Source organism: Pseudomonas sp. MN1F (assembly GCF_009391885.1).
Lineage (GTDB): Bacteria > Pseudomonadota > Gammaproteobacteria > Pseudomonadales > Pseudomonadaceae > Aquipseudomonas.
Genome location: NZ_VZII01000047.1, coordinates 25,078 through 40,610, shown reverse-complemented (window position 1 = coordinate 40,610; position 15,533 = coordinate 25,078). Strand labels below are relative to the sequence as shown.

The following is a 15,533-nucleotide window of genomic DNA, read 5'->3' as shown; positions in this document are numbered from 1 at the left end:
TCTTGTTGTCGTTATAGAGAAATACCCACGGGCAGTGGCCGATGAGGCCAATGCCCGCCGCTGGATTCAGCGCTTGTAGGCTTGCAGACCGGGCTTGATGCTCTTGTCGTCGAGGAACTGCTTCATGCCCTGCTCGCGACCACCGCTGGTATCCAGCAGGCGCGACTGGTCGAGCTTGGCGTAGAGGTAGTCTTCGTTCTGCTCCCAGGTCAGTTCGCGGCAACGCTTGAAGCCGTTCTTCGCGGCGCGCAGGACCACCGGGTTCTTTTCCAGCAGGTTCAGCGCCAGCTCACGGGTGGTTTCACGCAGCTCGGCCAGCGGCACGCTGTCGTTGACCAGGCCCATTTCGGCTGCCTTGCGGCCGTCGAAGGTCTTGCCGGTCATGATGTAGTACAGCGACTGGCGATGGCCAACGGTATCGGCCATGGCCTTGCTGACCAGGTTGCCTGGCGGGATGCCCCAGTTGATTTCCGACAGGCCGAAAGTGGCCTCGTTGGCGCAAATGGCCAGGTCGCACGCCACCAGCGGGCTGAAGCCGCCGCCGAAGCACCAGCCGTTGACCATGGCGATGGTCGGTTTGGCGTACAGGCGCAGCAGCTTCCATTGCCATTGCGAGGCTTCGCGGCGGATTTTCTCCTGGAGGATTTCCGGGCCGGCGTCCACCTCGCGGAAGTACTCCTTGAGGTCCATGCCTGCGGTCCAGGATTCGCCAGCACCCGTCAGTACCAGCACGCCTGCGTCGGCGTCCTGCTCCAGGGTTTCCAGCACGTCGACCATCTCCCGGTTCAGGGTCGGGCTCATGGCGTTGCGCTTTTCCGGCCGGTTGAGGGTGACCCAGGCGATGCCCGATTCCAGTTCGACCTTGACGGTGGTCCAGCGGCCTTCGTATTTGCTCATGGTTCTGCACTCTTGTTGTTCGAGGTGATGGGCTTACGCTAATCGAGCAAATTAGTTATGTCAATTAATCGTTATGAAAGTTATCTTTCTCTGCGTGTGTATCGAGCAGCTTTTTTACTGGCGCGCCCCTAGCCTGATCGTGCGGGGGCAGGCAAACTGGGTAACTTTCTTATCAATAACCGAGGAGCATGCCCCTGATGGCCAGGTCTGCCCGAACTGCCGACACCGCCCCCCTGCTCCCCGCTGCCGGGGAAGTGGTACTTGAGGACTTGATCGGTTACGCGTTGCGCCGTGCGCAACTGAAGCTGTTTCAGAACCTGATTGGCCGGCTCTCGGCCTACGACCTGCGCCCAGCGCAGTTCTCGGCATTGGCGATCATCGAGCAGAACCCGGGGCTGATGCAGGCCGACCTGGCGCGGGCGCTGGCAATCGAGCCGCCGCAGGTGGTGCCCATGCTCAACAAGCTGGAAGAGCGGGCACTGGCGGTGCGGGTGCGCTGCAAGCCGGACAAGCGTTCGTACGGCATCTACCTGAGCAAGGCCGGGGAAGCGCTACTCAAGGAACTGAAGCAGATCGCCAGCGATAGCGACCGCGACGCCACGTCAGCGCTGGATGATGAGGAACGGGGGCAGTTGCTACGGTTGCTGACCAAGATCTATCAGGAGTAAGCCAATCACAACGCAAGCACCAACTCGGGGCAAAACCTGCAGCGCGATGCATGACGCGCCCTTTTGATGCACGCCGGGCGGCAGCCCCGGTGTCAGGCAGTCACCACTGCGCCCCACGCCGCCCTTTGATTGCGCAACAAAACCACATTGTTTCAATGCCTTAGCGCTCACTCACGCTCACTCGAACGCTGCGCCGTAGTTTCGGCACCTTCATTGCAATGGCCTTTTGCACGCAAAACGCACTGCCAGCAACGGTAGCAAGGAGTGGCTATGTCCCGGGCCTTTTTCAATGAAATGTACGAAGCGAACGGCAGTTGCCGCCCGCATTACCAGGAGTTTGCCCGCTGGTTGGCCAACACCCCGCTGGAGCTGCTGGAACAACGCCGGCGCGAAGCCGACCTGCTGTTTCATCGCGCCGGCATCACCTTCACCCTGTACGGCGACAAGCAGGATACCGAGCGCCTGATCCCCTTCGACATCATCCCGCGCAGCATCCGCGCCAGCGAATGGCGCATGGTCGAGCGCGGTTGTATCCAGCGGGTGCAGGCGTTGAACCTGTTCCTCCAGGACATCTACCACGACCAGCGCATCCTCAAGGCCGGCATCATCCCGCCGGAGCAGGTGCTGGCCAACGAAGGCTACCAGATCGCCATGCAGGGCCTGGACCTGCACCGTGGGCTGTATGCCCATATCGCCGGCGTCGATCTGGTGCGCGATGGGGATGGCAGCTACTTCGTGCTGGAAGACAACCTGCGCACCCCCAGTGGGGTCAGTTACATGCTCGAAGACCGCAAGATGATGATGCGGCTGTTCCCCGAACTGTTCGCCGCCCAGCGTATCGCCCCCATCGACCACTACCCCAACCTGCTGCTGGACACGCTCAAGAGCGCCAGCCCGCTGGACAACCCCACCGCCGTGCTGCTCACCCCGGGCCGCTTCAACAGCGCCTACTTCGAGCATGCCTTCCTGGCGCGGGAAATGGGCATCGAACTGGTCGAGGGTGCCGACCTGTTCATCCGTGACGAGCATGTCTACATGCGCACCACCGCCGGCCCGCAACAGGTGGACGTGATCTACCGCCGCCTGGACGACGACTACCTCGACCCGCTGACGTTCAACCCGGACTCGATGCTGGGCGTGCCGGGGCTGACCTCGGTGTACCGCGCCGGCAACGTGGTACTGGCCAACGCGGTGGGCACCGGCGTGGCCGACGACAAGTCGATCTACCCCTACGTCGACGACATGATCCGCTTCTACCTGAGCGAAGAGCCGATCCTCAACAACGTGCCCACCTGGCAATGCCGCCGGCCTGCGGACCTGTCCCATGTCCTGGCCCACCTGCCCGAGCTGGTGGTCAAGGAAACCCAAGGCTCCGGTGGCTACGGCATGTTGGTCGGCCCGGCGTCGACCCGTGCCCAGATCGAGGACTTCCGCGCCCGCATCAAGGCCCGCCCGCACGCCTACATCGCCCAACCCACGCTGTGCCTGTCCACCTGCCCGACCTTCGTCGACAGCGGCATCGCCCCGCGCCACATCGACCTGCGCCCGTTTGTGCTGTCGGGCAGTGAAACCCGCCTGGTGCCTGGTGGCCTGACCCGCGTGGCGCTGCAGGAAGGCTCGCTGGTGGTCAACTCGTCGCAGGGCGGCGGTACCAAGGACACCTGGGTGGTGGAGGACTGAACCATGCTTTCGAGAACCGCTTCCGACCTGTACTGGATGTCCCGTTACCTGGAGCGCGCAGAGAACCTCGCGCGCATGCTCGAAGTCAGTTATTCGTTGTCACTGATGCCCCAGGCCGGGCGCGGCGACGGCCACGCCGAGCTGGCCATGTCGCTGCTGGCCGCCGGCATGCTGGACGACTACCGCCGCCGGCCCAACGAGCTCGACAGCGAGCGCATGCTGCACTTCTTCGCCCTCGACGCGACCAACCCCAGCAGCATCTATTGCTGCCTGCAGGCGGCCAGGACCAATGCCCATGCGGTGCGTGGCCGCATCACCGCCGACATGTGGGAAAACATCAACGCGGCCTGGCTGGAGATGCGCAACATCGCCAGCAACGGCCTGGGGCGCTATGGCATCAGCCAGTTCTGCGACTGGGTCAAGGAGCGCTCGCACCTGTTCCGCGGGGCGACTTCGGGCACCATCATGCGTAACGACGCCTACAGCTTCATTCGCCTGGGGACCTTTCTGGAGCGGGCGGACAACACCCTGCGCCTGCTCGATGCGCGCTACGAAATGTTTGGCGAGGCCTCTGAAGAGGTCAGCGACGACTCTGCCCGCGGCTATTACCAGTGGAGCGCCTTGCTGCGTGCGCTGACCTCGTACGAGGCCTTCAACGAGCTCTATCGCGCCGCGCCCAGCGCCCGGCCGGTGTCCGAGCTGCTGTTGCTGCGGGTGGACGTGCCGCGCTCGCTGCATGCCTGCATCGAGGAACTCGACCAGATCCTCGCCAGCCTACCGGGCAGCACCGGGCGCGCCGCCCAGCGCATGGCCGCCGAACTCAATGCGCGCCTGCGCTACACCGCAATCGACGAAATCCTCGAAGCGGGCCTGCACCCGTGGCTGACCGACTTCATCGGGCGCATCAACCAACTGGGCCAGGCGGTCCATCACTCCTACCTGGAGGTCGTATGAAACTGTCCATTCGCCACGACACCACCTACAGCTACGCCAGCGACGTCTGCAACAGCATCCAGTTCCTGCGCCTGACGCCGCGCAGCAGCGAGCGCCAGCGCATCGATCAATGGCAGCTGGACCTGCCCTGCAAGGTGAAAGGCCAGATCGACCCCTATGGCAACATCCTGCATGTACTGACCCTGGACAAACCCCATGGTCACCTGGTGCTGACCGCCAGCGGCCAGGTGGAGATCGACCCGGACCGCGAACTGGAGCACGAAAGCCAGTCACCGCTGCCCTTCCTGCGCGGCAGCCACCTGACCCAGGCCGACGACACCCTCAAGGCCTTCGCCCGCCAGCACTGCGGCGAACACCGCGAGCGGGCGGCGCTGATCGGGTTGATGCACGGCCTGGCCGAGCACATGCCGTACCGCCCGGGCGCCACCTCCGTCGGCACCACCGCCATCGAGGCGTTCAGCGGCGCTGCCGGCGTCTGCCAGGACCACACCCACGCCTTTCTCGCCTGCGCACGCAGCCTGGGTATCCCGGCACGCTACGTCTCCGGTTACCTGTGCACTGAGGACGAGCAGCACCTGGCCAGCCACGCCTGGGCCGAAGCCTGGGTCGATGACGCCTGGTACAGCTTCGACATCACCAACCGCCTGACCCGGCCAGAGCGTCACCTGAAGCTCGCCGTGGGCCTGGACTACCTCGACGCCTGCCCGGTCAGGGGCGTGCGCCGGGGTGGCGGCGCCGAATCGATGCAGGCCAGCGTCCACGTGCACCGCCAGTGACTGGCGCTGCACCCGCTTCTAGAAAAACAAGGGAAACCGCATGACCTACTGTGTCGCCATGCACCTGGCGGACGGCCTCGTCTTCATCAGCGACTCACGCACCAATGCCGGCATCGACCAGATCTCGACCTTTGCCAAATTGTTCGTGTTCAGCGTACCGGGCGAGCGCCTGATCGTGCTGCAGACCGCCGGCAACCTGGCCACCTCGCAGTCGGTGGTGAACCTGCTCAGGCAACGTACCCAGGGCAGCGGCCCGCACCTGCTGAACGTGGCCACGCTTTACGACGCCACGGTGCTGGTCGCCGACACCCTGCGCGAGGTAGTCAGCCGCGACCGCAGCAAGCTGACCGCCGGCATCGACCTGAGCAGTTCATTCATCGTTGGCGGCCAGATTGCCGGCGCGCCCATGGGCATCTACAACGTCTACGCGCAGGGCAACTTCTTCCAGGCCACCGCAGACACGCCGTTCCTGCAACTGGGCGAAAGCAAGTACGGCCGGCCGATTCTCGACCGCAACCTGAGCTTTCATACCCCCCTTGATGAAGCGTTACGCTGCGGCCTGATCTCGTTCGACTCGACCATACGCAGCAACCTGTCGGTGGGCCTGCCGCTGGACCTGCTGGTGTACCGTAAGGGCAGCCTGGAAACCCACTCGCGCCAACGCATCACCAGCGACGACGCCTATTACCAGCAGATTCGCCGGCAGTGGAGCGATGGCCTGAAACGGCTCCTGGCCGAGCTGCCAGCGCCACCGTATGGCTGAAGGCCGCGCACAGGGTGCGCGATAAAATTGTACAAAAATATTCTTCTGTATAGATTTATCCGGGCACCTGCACTATACCTTGTACAGTTATTTCATTTTGTACAGGTATTGTGCATGTCCAACTACCTGCAACATTTCACCGAGCGCTTTGCCGCGCTGGGTTCAGACAACCTCCAGATGCTGGGCGACTTGTACAGCGAGGATGTCACCTTTCGCGACCCGCTCCATCACATCAGTGGGCTGACGGCCTTGCGCGCCTATTTCGCCCAGCTGTATGGCAACGTTACCGAGGTCCGTTACACCTTCGAGGGCCTGGACGAGCCACAGCCGGGCCACGGCTACATCCGCTGGACCTTGCACTATCGCCACCCGCGCCTGGCTGGCGGCCAGCCGATCAGCCTGCAGGGCTGCAGCCATTTGCGTTGGCGCGCACGGGTGCACTTTCACCAGGACTACTTCGACGCCGGCGCCTTGCTGTATGAGCATGTGCCGGTTTTGGGCGGCGCGGTGCGCTGGCTCAAGGGCAGGCTGGCATGAGCCGCTGCTGGCTGACCGGTGCCAGCAGCGGCATCGGCGCGGCACTGGCGCAGCGCTTGCTGGAGCAAGGCCACCAGGTAGCGTTAGGGGCGCGTCGGGCAGAAAGCCTGGCAAACTTCGCCGCACACTTTCCGGGCCAGGTCCTGTTGGCTGTCGGCGATGTCGACCAGCCTGAGCAGGTCGCCTTGATCGCCACGCAGATCGAGCAAGCCTGGGGCTCGCTGGACCTGGTAATCCTCAATGCCGGCACCTGCGAATACCTGGAGCCCGGACAGTTCGACCCGGCGCTGGTCGAGCGGGTGATCCGCACCAACCTGCTCGGCACCAGCCACTGCCTGGCTGCGGCCTTGCCCTTGCTGCGCCGCAGCCAGCACCCGCACCTAGTGGTGGTGGGCAGCTCCGTCAGCTGGTTTGCCCTGCCGCGGGCCGGTGCCTATGGCGCGTCAAAGGCCGCGCTGCGCTACCTGGTCGAATCCCTGCGCCTGGACCTGGCTCACGAGAACATTGATGTCACCCTGGTCAACCCCGGCTTCGTCGATACCCCCCTGACCCGCCGCAACGACTTCCCCATGCCCCAGCTGTGGAGCGCCGAGCGCGCCGCCGGGCACATTCTCGCACGACTGCCCCGTCGCCCACTGGAGATCACTTTCCCCGCCACCTTCACCCTGTTGCTGCGCCTGCTCGGCGCACTGCCGGCACGCTGGCGCCTGAAGCTGGGCCAGCGCCTGGCGCGTCAACCCCAGGGCTGAGCCATGCGCATCGCCATCATCGGTAGCGGCATCGCCGGCCTTACATGCGCCCACCTGCTGTCACGCCAGCACGCCGTCACGGTATTCGAAGCGGCAGACCGGGTCGGCGGACACACGCATACCGTCGATGTGCATTGGCGCGGCCAGCACCATGCGGTGGACACCGGTTTCATCGTCTTCAATGACTGGACCTATCCGCATTTCATCCGCCTGCTGGAGCACCTGGGCGTCGCCTCGCGGGTGACCGAGATGAGCTTTTCGGTGCACGACCCGCGCACAGGCTTCGAGTACAACGGGCACGACCTGCGCAGCCTGTTCGCCCAGCGGCGCAACCTGTTGTCGCCAGGCTTCTGGGGCATGCTGCGCGATGTGCTGCGTTTCAACCGCCAGGCCCTGGCCGACCTGGACCAGCAGCGTATCGACGGCCAGACCACCTTGGGCAACTACTTGCGTGATAACCGCTACGGCCAGCGCTTCATCGACCACTACATCGTGCCCATGGGCTCGGCCATCTGGTCGATGTCGCGGGCCGACATGCTGCATTTCCCGCTGCAGTTCTTCGTGCGCTTCTGCCGTAACCACGGCCTGCTTTCGGTCAACCAGCGCCCGCAATGGCGGGTGATCGAGGGCGGTTCACGCAGCTACCTGGCGCCGCTGTGCCAGCCCTTTGCCGAGCACATTCGCCTGAACTGCCCGGTGCAACGGGTGAGCCGCGACGATCAGGGCGTAAGCGTGACCTGGGCCGCTGGCAGCGAACGCTTCGACAAGGTGGTCTTCGCCTGCCACAGCGACCAGGCCCTGGCGCTGCTGGATGGCCCCAGCGAACAGGAGCAGGCGATCCTCGGCGCCATCCGCTACGCCAGCAACGACGTGGTGCTGCACACCGACACCCGCCTGCTGCCCCGCCGGCGCAGGGCCTGGGCCAGCTGGAACTACCGCCTGGCTGGCAGCGAGCAGGCCCCCGCTGCGCTCACCTACAACATGAACATCCTGCAGGGCATCGAGGCGCCGGCCACCTTCTGCGTCAGCCTCAACCAGACGGCGCTGGTGGACCCGGCACAGATCCTCGCCCGCTTCGAGTATGCCCATCCCCAGTACAGCCTCGCCGCCGTGGCCGCCCAGGCCCGGCAGGGCGAACTGCAGGGCCCGCTGCACAGTTACTACTGTGGTGCCTACTGGGCCAACGGCTTTCACGAAGACGGCGTGCTCAGTGCACTGAATGTCGCCAGGCACTTTGGAGAGCAGCTGTGAACAGCAGCCTGTGTCACGGCTGGCTCAGCCACCGGCGCCTGAGCCCTGCGCCCCACGCGTTCCGCTATCGCATCGGCCTGTTCTATCTGGACCTCGACGAGTTGCCGCGCCTGCCAGGCCTGTCGCGCTGGCTCGGGCGCTCGCGCCTGGCACCGTTGTGCTGGCGCGAAACCGACTACCTGCCGGCGTTGACCCGCCAGGGCATGCCGTTGATCGAGGCCGCGCGCCTGCTGGTTGGCCAGGCCACCGGGCAGGTGCCCGAAGGCGCGGTGCACCTGCTGACGCAACCGCGCTGCTGGGGGCTGTCGTTCAACCCGGTGAGTGTCTACTTCTGCCACGACCGCCAAGGCCAGGTCGCGGCCGTGCTGCTGGAGGTGCGCAACACCCCCTGGCGCGAGCGCTATCACTACGTGCTGCCGGTGCAAGGCGACCTGGCCCGGCCCTTTACCGTGGCCAAGGCCTTCCACGTTTCGCCGTTCATGCCCATGGACATGGACTACCGGCTGCGCTTCGCCGTCGATGCACAACGCGTGCGCGTGCACATGGAAAACTGGCGCGCCGGGCACCTGGTATTCGCCGCAGACCTTGCCGTGCAGCGCCAGCCGCTGGACCGCGCCAGCCTGCATCGGCACATCCTGGCCTTTCCCTGGATGAGCCTGCGCACCGTCACCGGCATCTACTGGCAAGCCCTGCGCCTGGTGCTCAAACGCTCCCCCGTCTACGACCACTCTGCCAGCCAGCACGACCTGTCGCTTGGCCAAGCCATCCGTGAGGAACCCGACCATGTCCGAACCGACCTTGAGCGTTAGCAAATCAGCCGGAATCACGCCGCTGTTCGGCGGGCTGGCCAGGCGTGCGGTACTGGCGCAGCTGCATCAGCTGAGCCGTGGCCATCTGCGCCTGATCAGCCAAGGCCGGCAATGGAGCTTCGGCGACGTCGCCAGCCCGCTCTACGCGGAAGTGGAGATTGTGGACGACGCCGCCTGGGGCCTGGTGGCCGGCAATGGCTCGATCGGCGCCGGCGAAGGCTACATCCACGGCTACTGGCGCAGCCCGGACCTGGCCGCAGTGACCCGGCTGTTCGTCGCCAACCTCGACGTGCTGGACGCCATGGAGGGCGGCCTGGCCCGCCTGGCGCGCCCGGCCCTGCGCCTACTGCACCACCTCAACCGCAACAGCCGGCGCGGCGCACGGCGCAACATCCTGGCCCACTATGACCTGGGCAATGCCCTGTTCGAACGGCTGCTCGATCCGACCATGATGTATTCCGCCGCTCAGTTCGACAGCGCCGAGCAAAGCCTGGAACAGGCGCAGTCGAACAAGCTCCGGCAGATCTGCCAGAAGCTCGAACTCAAGCCCGGCGAACACCTGCTGGAAATCGGCAGCGGCTGGGGCAGCCTGGCCATCTACGCGGCCTTGCAGCATGGCTGCCGGGTCACCACCACCACCCTTTCCGCCGCGCAGCACGCGCACACCTTGCAGCGGGTCAAGGCGCTGGGCCTGGAGCAGCACGTCACCGTGCTGCACGAGGACTACCGCGACCTGCGCGGGCGCTTCGACAAGCTGGTGTCCATCGAGATGATCGAGGCCGTCGGCCACCGCTACCTGCCCACCTACTTTCGCCAATGTGCCGCGCTGCTCAAGGACGACGGCCTGATGCTGCTGCAGGCCATCACCATCCGCGACCAGCGCTACGCCCAGGCCCGGCGCTCGGTGGACTTCATCCAGCGCTATATCTTCCCTGGCGGCGCCCTGCCCTCGCTGAGCGTCCTGCTCGACACCGCCAGCCGCCAGACGGCGCTGAACCTGGTGCACCTTGAGGATTTCGGCCAGGACTATGCGCGCACCCTGCGCCATTGGCGCGACAACCTGCGCCATTCGCGCACCGAGTTGGCCAGGCTCGGTTACGACGACGCCTTCCAGCGCCTGTGGGAGTTCTACCTGTGCTATTGCCAGGGCGGCTTCGAGGAGCGGACCATCGGCGTGGCCCAGATGCTGTGGGCCGGGCCCCAGGCGCGACGGGCGCCACTACCGGGTGCCTGAACATGGTGCGCCGTGGCTGGCTGCTCGGCAATGCGCTGTGGCTGCAGGCTGGCTGGTGGCTGTGTGTACTGGGGGCGCACAGGCCTTGGCTGTTGCTGATAGTAGTGTTCGGCCTGCTGCTGCACGTGTGGCTGAGCCCAGGCGGTGAGCTACGCGTACTGCTGTGGGTAGCGGTGGCTGGCTGCCTGCTGGACAGCACACTGGGCATGCTCGGCGTATTCAGCTTCGGCCAGTGGCCGCTGCCTGCGTGGCTGGCCCTGCTGTGGCTGGTGTTGGCCAGTGGCATGCGCCACAGCCTGGCAGGGCTCGGCCAGCCCGCATGGCTCGCGGTGCTGCTGGGCCTGCTCGGTGGCCCATTGGCCTATCTGGCTGGCGCCCGGCTGGCCGGTATCGACTTGCCTCTGGGGCGCCTGGATACCGCGCTGATCCTGGCGCCCGTCTGGGCACTGGCGCTGCCGCTGGCCTTGCGGTTCGCGGCGAGGGGATGATCAAAGGCCGGCCCGGTTAATCAGGCAGCGGGTACAGGCCCTGCAGCAAACGGTCCTGCGCCGACTGTGGCCCCAGGTAACGCGTGTACAGCTCCTCGCCGCGCTGCCCTGCAAGCGCCTGACTCAAGGCGCTGTCCACCAGCAGCCGAAAATCCTCATCGCCCCGGGCCATCGCCAGCGCTACCTGGTGCATGTCGAACAGGCGGTCCGGCACCCACAGCTGCTCACGTTCGGCCTGCCCGGCCTGGTAGGCCAACAGGACCATGCGGTCGCCGAGGAAGGCATCAACCTCGCGCGCTGCCACTCGGCGCACCCCTTCCTGATAGGTGGGCACCTCCTGCAAGGTGGATTGCAAACCAAGCTGGCGAATCCGTTGCCGGGCCCAATCGCTGCTCACCGTGCCTTGCAGCACGGCAAAGCTGTGTTTGCTCAGGCCCGCATTGATCGTCGCGCGCCAGCGTGGGCCGCTATCACCGGCACGGCCGTTGAGCGGCCCGAGCAAGGTCGCGGGTGCATCGCGCCTGACCATGGCGGCCAGGCCGGAGGTGAACACCGGTATGGAGAAGTCCAGGGTTTTGCGCCTGGCGAGGGTTTCCACCGCAGGCGTGCAGAACAGATCGACCTGCCCCTCGCTCAACGAGCGCGCAACCTCCTGCTCCGGCAGCGCCCGCCAGCGCACCTGCAGCCCCGCAAAACCGGGCGTCTGGCGCAGCCGTTCGGCAACTGCCCGGCATAATTCGACCGCGTAACCTTGCGGGGCCTGTTCATTGCCCGAGGAAAACGGCGCAAAACCGTCCATGTACCCCAGCGTCAGCACCTGGCTGTCACGTATCCGGCCCATGACATGCGCTGCAGCAACCGTGGCATAGGGTGTCGCCCAGCCAATCAGGCTGGCAAGGCACAGGCTGGCCAGCTTCGCTCTGCTGCTCATGGCGCGCCTCCGATCATGTCCAGCCCCTTGATGAATCGCTTGGCGATGAAGCCGAACAACAGGTAACCCAACGCCATGATCAGTGCCGCTCCAAATACCGCCTCCAGCCCCGAGGCGTAAAGCGCATAGAGGCAATAGCACACGGCGACCAGCATGATGGCGCTGTTGCGGCGGAAAATGGCGATGTCCACCTGGGCCTTGTACATGATCACCAGCAAGCCGGTCAGCGAGGTGATGTAGGGAATGATGTTGGTGACCGCCGCCAGGTTGACCAGCCTGCCGAACTGGGCGCTGGCGTTGGGTGACAAGGTCGACAGGGCAATCAGGCTCTGCATCACCGCACAGGTCAGCATCCCGGCCAGGGGCACGCCCCGGGCCGTGGTGCGGGTGAACAGTTTCGGGAACAGCCCCTGCCCCGCCGTGACCTTGGCAGTCTCTGCCAGGGTGAACTGCCAGCCCAGCAAAGAGCCGACGCAGGCGATCACCGCCAGGCCCATGATCACGTTGCCAACGGTGTCATCGAACATCCGTGCGTAAGCCAGGGCGAACGGCGCACTGGCGTTGGCCAGGTCGGGGTTGGGCACGATGCCCTGGATGACGCTGGTCGAAAGGATGTACACCACCGCCGCGCCCAGCGTGCCGAACAGGCAGGCCAGCGGCACATTGCGCTTGGGGTTCTCCACCGCGTCGGAGTTCTGCGCAGCCGACTCCATGCCCAGGAACGCCCACAAAGTCAGCGGAATGCTGTTGGTGATCGCCTGGCCGACCGGCACCTGCCCGGGGTTCCAGGCCTCATGGAAGGTTGCAGGGCTGAACCAGAACCAGCCGATCAGGCTCAGGCCCGCCACCGGCACGATCACGCCCCAGACACTGATCGCCCCCAGGCGCCCGGTGATGTCGGCGCCCCCCAGATTGGCCAGGGTCGTGAACCAGATCAGCGCCACCGCCCCGACCAGCAGCGGCAGCGCACCGCTGCCGAGCCAGGGGATGAAGGGCGTGAGGTAACCCACGGCAGAAATGCCGATGGCAACGTTGCCGATCATCAGTGACAGAAAATAAAGGTAGGAACAGAGGAAGAACGCGGATTTGCCGTGGGCCTCTTCACTGTAGGCCGACATGCCGCCTGAACGCGTGCAGTAGATGCCGCACTGGGCGAAGCAATAGGCGATGGCCATCGAGCCCACAGCCGTGATCACCCAGGACAACAGCGAGACGGCGCCGATCTGCGCCATACTTGCCGGCAGCATGATGATGCCGGAGCCCATCATGTTCACCGTGACCAACGTGGTGAGCCCGACCAGGCCCATTTTTTTTGCAGGATCGCGCACGATGATGACCTCCGCGCCAAGCGTCGATGCCAAAGGGGGATTGCACTGCAAAAGCGTCGGCCAGCCAGGTACAGCACACCCGCAATACGGCCAGTACAGCTAGATTCTGCTAGATGATGATGGCTGGTGATTGGCAATGCAGCCAGGTGTGAGGGTGAACAAATCCGTCGTTTGCTTCTTTCAAGGAGTGTCCCATGCGAGCCATGAAACCGTTGCGACGTGACTTCATCGGTGAGTTCTGGCGCGGGCTGCTGGTGGTCTGGCCGATCGTGTCGGTGCTGCTGGTGTTCATGGCCCTGCTCGGGCTGGTCGTCGGCGAGCTGGAAGGCTGGCCGGTGGGCGATGGCCTGTACTTTTCCTTCGTGACAGGCTTGACCATTGGCTATGGCGACCTGGTGCCCAAGCTTGGCCTGGCACGCTGCCTGGCCATGCTGATCGGAATGGCGGGCATCGTCATGACCGGGCTGATCGTCGCGGTCGGCGTGCATGCGTTGCGCAAAGTACTGGAAGACCAAGGTATCCACTGATACACGGGGCGACGTCCGCTGCCGGATCAACTACAACAGTACATAGCACCCGGGCAGCCTGACAGGAAGCGAGCGAATGGCGTCGAAACACAGACCCTGCGTGGTCAGGCTGGCTCCGTTGAGCCTGGCGCCGCTGCTGCTGGCCGCCCAGGGCGCCAACGCCGAGGATCTCGAGCCCAGGGCCTACGCCAATACGCCAGTCGGCATCAACTTCCTGCTGCTGGGCTACAGCGACCTGCGGGGCAACGTGACCGCCAACCCCTCGGTGCCGCTGGAAGATGCCAAGCTCGACATCGAAACGGTGGTGTTTGCCTATGCCAGGTCACTGGATGTCTGGGGCCGTTCCGCCAAGTTCGATGTCGTCGTGCCCGAGGCCAGGTTGAGCGGGTCTGCACTGTTCGCCGGCGAACCCAGGGAGCGCAATGTGAGCGGCCTGATCGACCCGAGATTGCGTTTTTCAGTCAACTGGTATGGCGCCCCGGCCCTGTCGCTGGCGGAGTTTCCCAGCTACCAGCAGGACGTGATCATCGGCACCAGCCTGGCGATCACCGCGCCGCTTGGCCAATACGACTCCAGCCGGCTGGTCAACCTCGGCAACAATCGCTGGTCGTTCAAGCCTGAAATCGGCATCTCCAAGCGCATCGGCGCAGTGACCCTGGAGTTGTCGGGCGCAGGCACCTTCTTCACCGACAACAACCAGTACCTCGGCAACCGCAGCTTTTCCCAGCGGCCGATCTACCAGACCCAGGTGCACCTGATCTACGCCTTTCAAAATGGTGTCTGGGCCTCGCTGGACGGCACCTATTTCGCTGGCGGCAACACCTCGGTCGACGGGGTGGGCAACCACGACTTCCAGGAAAACACCCGCTATGGCTGCACCCTCACCCTGCCGGTCAACCGCAACAACTCGGTGAAGCTGTTTGCCAGCAATGGTGCCCACACCCGCACCGGCAGCGAATTCGATGTGGCCGGCGTGGTCTGGCAGTATCGCTTCGGCGGCGGGCTGTGAAGGCCTGCGCCATAACTGCTACACACCAGACGGCTGTGGCGCTTTCTTGCCTAGGCGGATCAGCTCATTGGAGAAACACAGCCCAAAGAGGATCAAACCGGCCCCCAGGTACAAAGTGTCTCGCGGCACCTCATTGAGGACCACGAACGCCAACAGCGCGGCAAACAGCGGCTCAGTCAGTTCCAGTGCTTGAACTTGTGACGGCTTCAAATACTCGATGGCCTTGGTGGTGCAGAAGAAACCGAGGATGGTCGGCAGTGTCGCCAGAGCGAGCAATGCCATGACCGCCAGCAGCGACAGCTCGCCCATGACGAACCCATCGCTCGCAGCCGGCATCAGCAGGTAAAGGCTGCCGAAAAACAAAAGTTGCCGAGTGAAATGCAGCCCCCCAGCCACACCCATGCGCTTCATGGCTACCGAGAATGCCCCATAACTGCAGCCAGCGATCGACGCGAGCACTGCACCTTGCAGGGTAAAGCCCTGCTCCATATCGGCCCCGAAAATGACCGCAATACCGGCTATCGTCAATCCGGCGCCTACCGTCACGTTGGCGGTGATGGGGTCGTTGAGGACTATCCGTCCCAGTAATATCGAAGAAATGGATGCGCTAGCCATCAGGATCACCACGACCCCGGCCGCGGCGTAATGGCTATAGGCCGAAGTTTCAAAGTGGAACAGCATGAAAATGCCGAGAAAGGCGCACACCGCTGCCGGGAGCCACTTAGCCACGTGCAAGGGCCGCTTGAGGAACAGTAGCAAGACTGACAGCAGCAGGCAGCCGAGTAGGGTTTTTATCAAGGCGATACTGCTGGAGCTGAATCCACTGTTCATTAACACCTTGCTGAGTACGCCGATGGTTGCATTCAATGCCGCGGCGCAGAGTGCAAAGAGGACGCCTTTGCCGAAATGAGATTGCATCATTACATTCCTTG

Annotated in this window: 17 protein-coding genes; 13 read left to right on the top strand and 4 right to left on the bottom strand. The window is 64.4% G+C overall.

Features of this window, described 5'->3' with window-relative positions:
• Positions 1 to 66: 66 nt before the first annotated feature.
• Positions 67 to 897 (bottom strand): p-hydroxycinnamoyl CoA hydratase/lyase, encoded by an 831-nt coding sequence (locus F6X59_RS22485; protein WP_152958187.1) that lies wholly within the window; start codon positions 895 to 897, stop codon positions 67 to 69.
• A 197-nt stretch (positions 898 to 1,094) separates the two neighbouring features.
• Between F6X59_RS22485 and F6X59_RS22480 the strand changes: the two genes are divergently transcribed.
• The 11 genes from F6X59_RS22480 to F6X59_RS22430 all read left to right on the top strand — a co-directional run bounded on the left by F6X59_RS22480 (position 1,095) and on the right by F6X59_RS22430 (position 10,806).
• Positions 1,095 to 1,565: a MarR family winged helix-turn-helix transcriptional regulator gene (locus tag F6X59_RS22480; protein WP_103447709.1), complete on the top strand. Its 471-nt coding sequence runs from the start codon at positions 1,095 to 1,097 to the stop codon at positions 1,563 to 1,565.
• A gap of 270 nt (positions 1,566 to 1,835) precedes the next feature.
• Positions 1,836 to 3,245 carry a circularly permuted type 2 ATP-grasp protein gene (locus F6X59_RS22475; protein WP_152958186.1) on the top strand — a complete coding sequence of 470 codons (1,410 nt, stop codon included), beginning with the start codon at positions 1,836 to 1,838 and terminating at the stop codon, positions 3,243 to 3,245.
• A gap of 3 nt (positions 3,246 to 3,248) precedes the next feature.
• A complete protein-coding gene (locus tag F6X59_RS22470; protein WP_152958185.1) occupies positions 3,249 to 4,199 on the top strand; it encodes an alpha-E domain-containing protein in 951 nt (316 codons plus the stop codon).
• The gene (locus F6X59_RS22465; protein WP_152958184.1) at positions 4,196 to 4,975 is read left to right on the top strand and encodes a transglutaminase family protein; all 780 of its coding nucleotides are present in this window, start codon (positions 4,196 to 4,198) and stop codon (positions 4,973 to 4,975) included. The genes F6X59_RS22470 and F6X59_RS22465 overlap by 4 nt, the downstream gene beginning before the upstream one ends.
• 40 nt (positions 4,976 to 5,015) lie before the next feature.
• Entirely contained in the window at positions 5,016 to 5,738 is a 723-nt protein-coding gene (locus F6X59_RS22460; protein WP_152958183.1) for a proteasome-type protease, read from the top strand.
• 114 nt (positions 5,739 to 5,852) lie between these two features.
• Positions 5,853 to 6,275, top strand: a complete 423-nt coding sequence (locus tag F6X59_RS22455; RefSeq protein WP_152958182.1) for a nuclear transport factor 2 family protein — start codon at positions 5,853 to 5,855, stop codon at positions 6,273 to 6,275.
• Complete coding sequence (locus F6X59_RS22450) at positions 6,272 to 7,024, top strand: SDR family oxidoreductase (protein ID WP_152958181.1); 753 nt, start codon at positions 6,272 to 6,274, stop codon at positions 7,022 to 7,024. Before F6X59_RS22455 ends, F6X59_RS22450 begins: the two co-directional genes overlap by 4 nt.
• A gap of 3 nt (positions 7,025 to 7,027) precedes the next feature.
• Positions 7,028 to 8,275 carry an NAD(P)/FAD-dependent oxidoreductase gene (locus F6X59_RS22445; protein WP_152958180.1) on the top strand — a complete coding sequence of 416 codons (1,248 nt, stop codon included), beginning with the start codon at positions 7,028 to 7,030 and terminating at the stop codon, positions 8,273 to 8,275.
• Entirely contained in the window at positions 8,272 to 9,084 is an 813-nt protein-coding gene (locus tag F6X59_RS22440; RefSeq protein ID WP_372240491.1) for a DUF1365 domain-containing protein, read from the top strand. Before F6X59_RS22445 ends, F6X59_RS22440 begins: the two co-directional genes overlap by 4 nt.
• Positions 9,059 to 10,318, top strand: a complete 1,260-nt coding sequence (locus F6X59_RS22435) for a cyclopropane-fatty-acyl-phospholipid synthase family protein (RefSeq protein ID WP_152958179.1) — start codon at positions 9,059 to 9,061, stop codon at positions 10,316 to 10,318. Before F6X59_RS22440 ends, F6X59_RS22435 begins: the two co-directional genes overlap by 26 nt.
• Positions 10,319 to 10,320: 2 nt before the next feature.
• The gene (locus F6X59_RS22430) at positions 10,321 to 10,806 is read left to right on the top strand and encodes a DUF2878 family protein (RefSeq protein ID WP_152958178.1); all 486 of its coding nucleotides are present in this window, start codon (positions 10,321 to 10,323) and stop codon (positions 10,804 to 10,806) included.
• Between the two features lie 16 nt (positions 10,807 to 10,822).
• Here F6X59_RS22430 and F6X59_RS22425 read toward each other — a convergent pair whose 3' ends face one another.
• Together F6X59_RS22425 and potE are read right to left on the bottom strand one after the other, a co-directional pair.
• Entirely contained in the window at positions 10,823 to 11,737 is a 915-nt protein-coding gene (locus tag F6X59_RS22425) for a transporter substrate-binding domain-containing protein (protein WP_152958177.1), read from the bottom strand.
• Positions 11,734 to 13,065: a putrescine-ornithine antiporter gene (potE, locus tag F6X59_RS22420; protein WP_346652127.1), complete on the bottom strand. Its 1,332-nt coding sequence runs from the start codon at positions 13,063 to 13,065 to the stop codon at positions 11,734 to 11,736. The genes F6X59_RS22425 and potE overlap by 4 nt, the downstream gene beginning before the upstream one ends.
• A 194-nt stretch (positions 13,066 to 13,259) precedes the next feature.
• Here potE and F6X59_RS22415 point away from each other — a divergent pair, with 194 nt between their 5' ends.
• Positions 13,260 to 13,592, top strand: a complete 333-nt coding sequence (locus F6X59_RS22415; RefSeq protein ID WP_256669395.1) for a potassium channel family protein — start codon at positions 13,260 to 13,262, stop codon at positions 13,590 to 13,592.
• A gap of 76 nt (positions 13,593 to 13,668) precedes the next feature.
• On the top strand, positions 13,669 to 14,601 hold the full coding sequence (locus F6X59_RS22410) for a transporter (protein ID WP_152958176.1): 933 nt from the start codon (positions 13,669 to 13,671) through the stop codon (positions 14,599 to 14,601).
• Positions 14,602 to 14,619: 18 nt separating this feature from the next.
• Here the strand turns inward: F6X59_RS22410 and F6X59_RS22405 are convergent, their stop codons facing one another.
• A complete protein-coding gene (locus F6X59_RS22405) occupies positions 14,620 to 15,519 on the bottom strand; it encodes a DMT family transporter (protein WP_152958175.1) in 900 nt (299 codons plus the stop codon).
• Positions 15,520 to 15,533: the final 14 nt, after the last annotated feature.

Coding starts and splice junctions, on each gene's coding strand:
- F6X59_RS22435 (WP_152958179.1), top strand. CDS start 9,059: ATGTCCGAACCGACCTTGAGCGTTAGCAAATCAGCCGGAATCACGCCG.
- F6X59_RS22445 (WP_152958180.1), top strand. CDS start 7,028: ATGCGCATCGCCATCATCGGTAGCGGCATCGCCGGCCTTACATGCGCC.
- F6X59_RS22485 (WP_152958187.1), bottom strand. CDS start 897: ATGAGCAAATACGAAGGCCGCTGGACCACCGTCAAGGTCGAACTGGAA.
- F6X59_RS22450 (WP_152958181.1), top strand. CDS start 6,272: ATGAGCCGCTGCTGGCTGACCGGTGCCAGCAGCGGCATCGGCGCGGCA.
- F6X59_RS22460 (WP_152958183.1), top strand. CDS start 5,016: ATGACCTACTGTGTCGCCATGCACCTGGCGGACGGCCTCGTCTTCATC.
- F6X59_RS22425 (WP_152958177.1), bottom strand. CDS start 11,737: ATGAGCAGCAGAGCGAAGCTGGCCAGCCTGTGCCTTGCCAGCCTGATT.
- F6X59_RS22465 (WP_152958184.1), top strand. CDS start 4,196: ATGAAACTGTCCATTCGCCACGACACCACCTACAGCTACGCCAGCGAC.
- F6X59_RS22405 (WP_152958175.1), bottom strand. CDS start 15,519: ATGCAATCTCATTTCGGCAAAGGCGTCCTCTTTGCACTCTGCGCCGCG.
- F6X59_RS22410 (WP_152958176.1), top strand. CDS start 13,669: ATGGCGTCGAAACACAGACCCTGCGTGGTCAGGCTGGCTCCGTTGAGC.
- F6X59_RS22415 (WP_256669395.1), top strand. CDS start 13,260: ATGCGAGCCATGAAACCGTTGCGACGTGACTTCATCGGTGAGTTCTGG.
- F6X59_RS22430 (WP_152958178.1), top strand. CDS start 10,321: ATGGTGCGCCGTGGCTGGCTGCTCGGCAATGCGCTGTGGCTGCAGGCT.
- F6X59_RS22475 (WP_152958186.1), top strand. CDS start 1,836: ATGTCCCGGGCCTTTTTCAATGAAATGTACGAAGCGAACGGCAGTTGC.
- F6X59_RS22455 (WP_152958182.1), top strand. CDS start 5,853: ATGTCCAACTACCTGCAACATTTCACCGAGCGCTTTGCCGCGCTGGGT.
- F6X59_RS22470 (WP_152958185.1), top strand. CDS start 3,249: ATGCTTTCGAGAACCGCTTCCGACCTGTACTGGATGTCCCGTTACCTG.
- F6X59_RS22480 (WP_103447709.1), top strand. CDS start 1,095: ATGGCCAGGTCTGCCCGAACTGCCGACACCGCCCCCCTGCTCCCCGCT.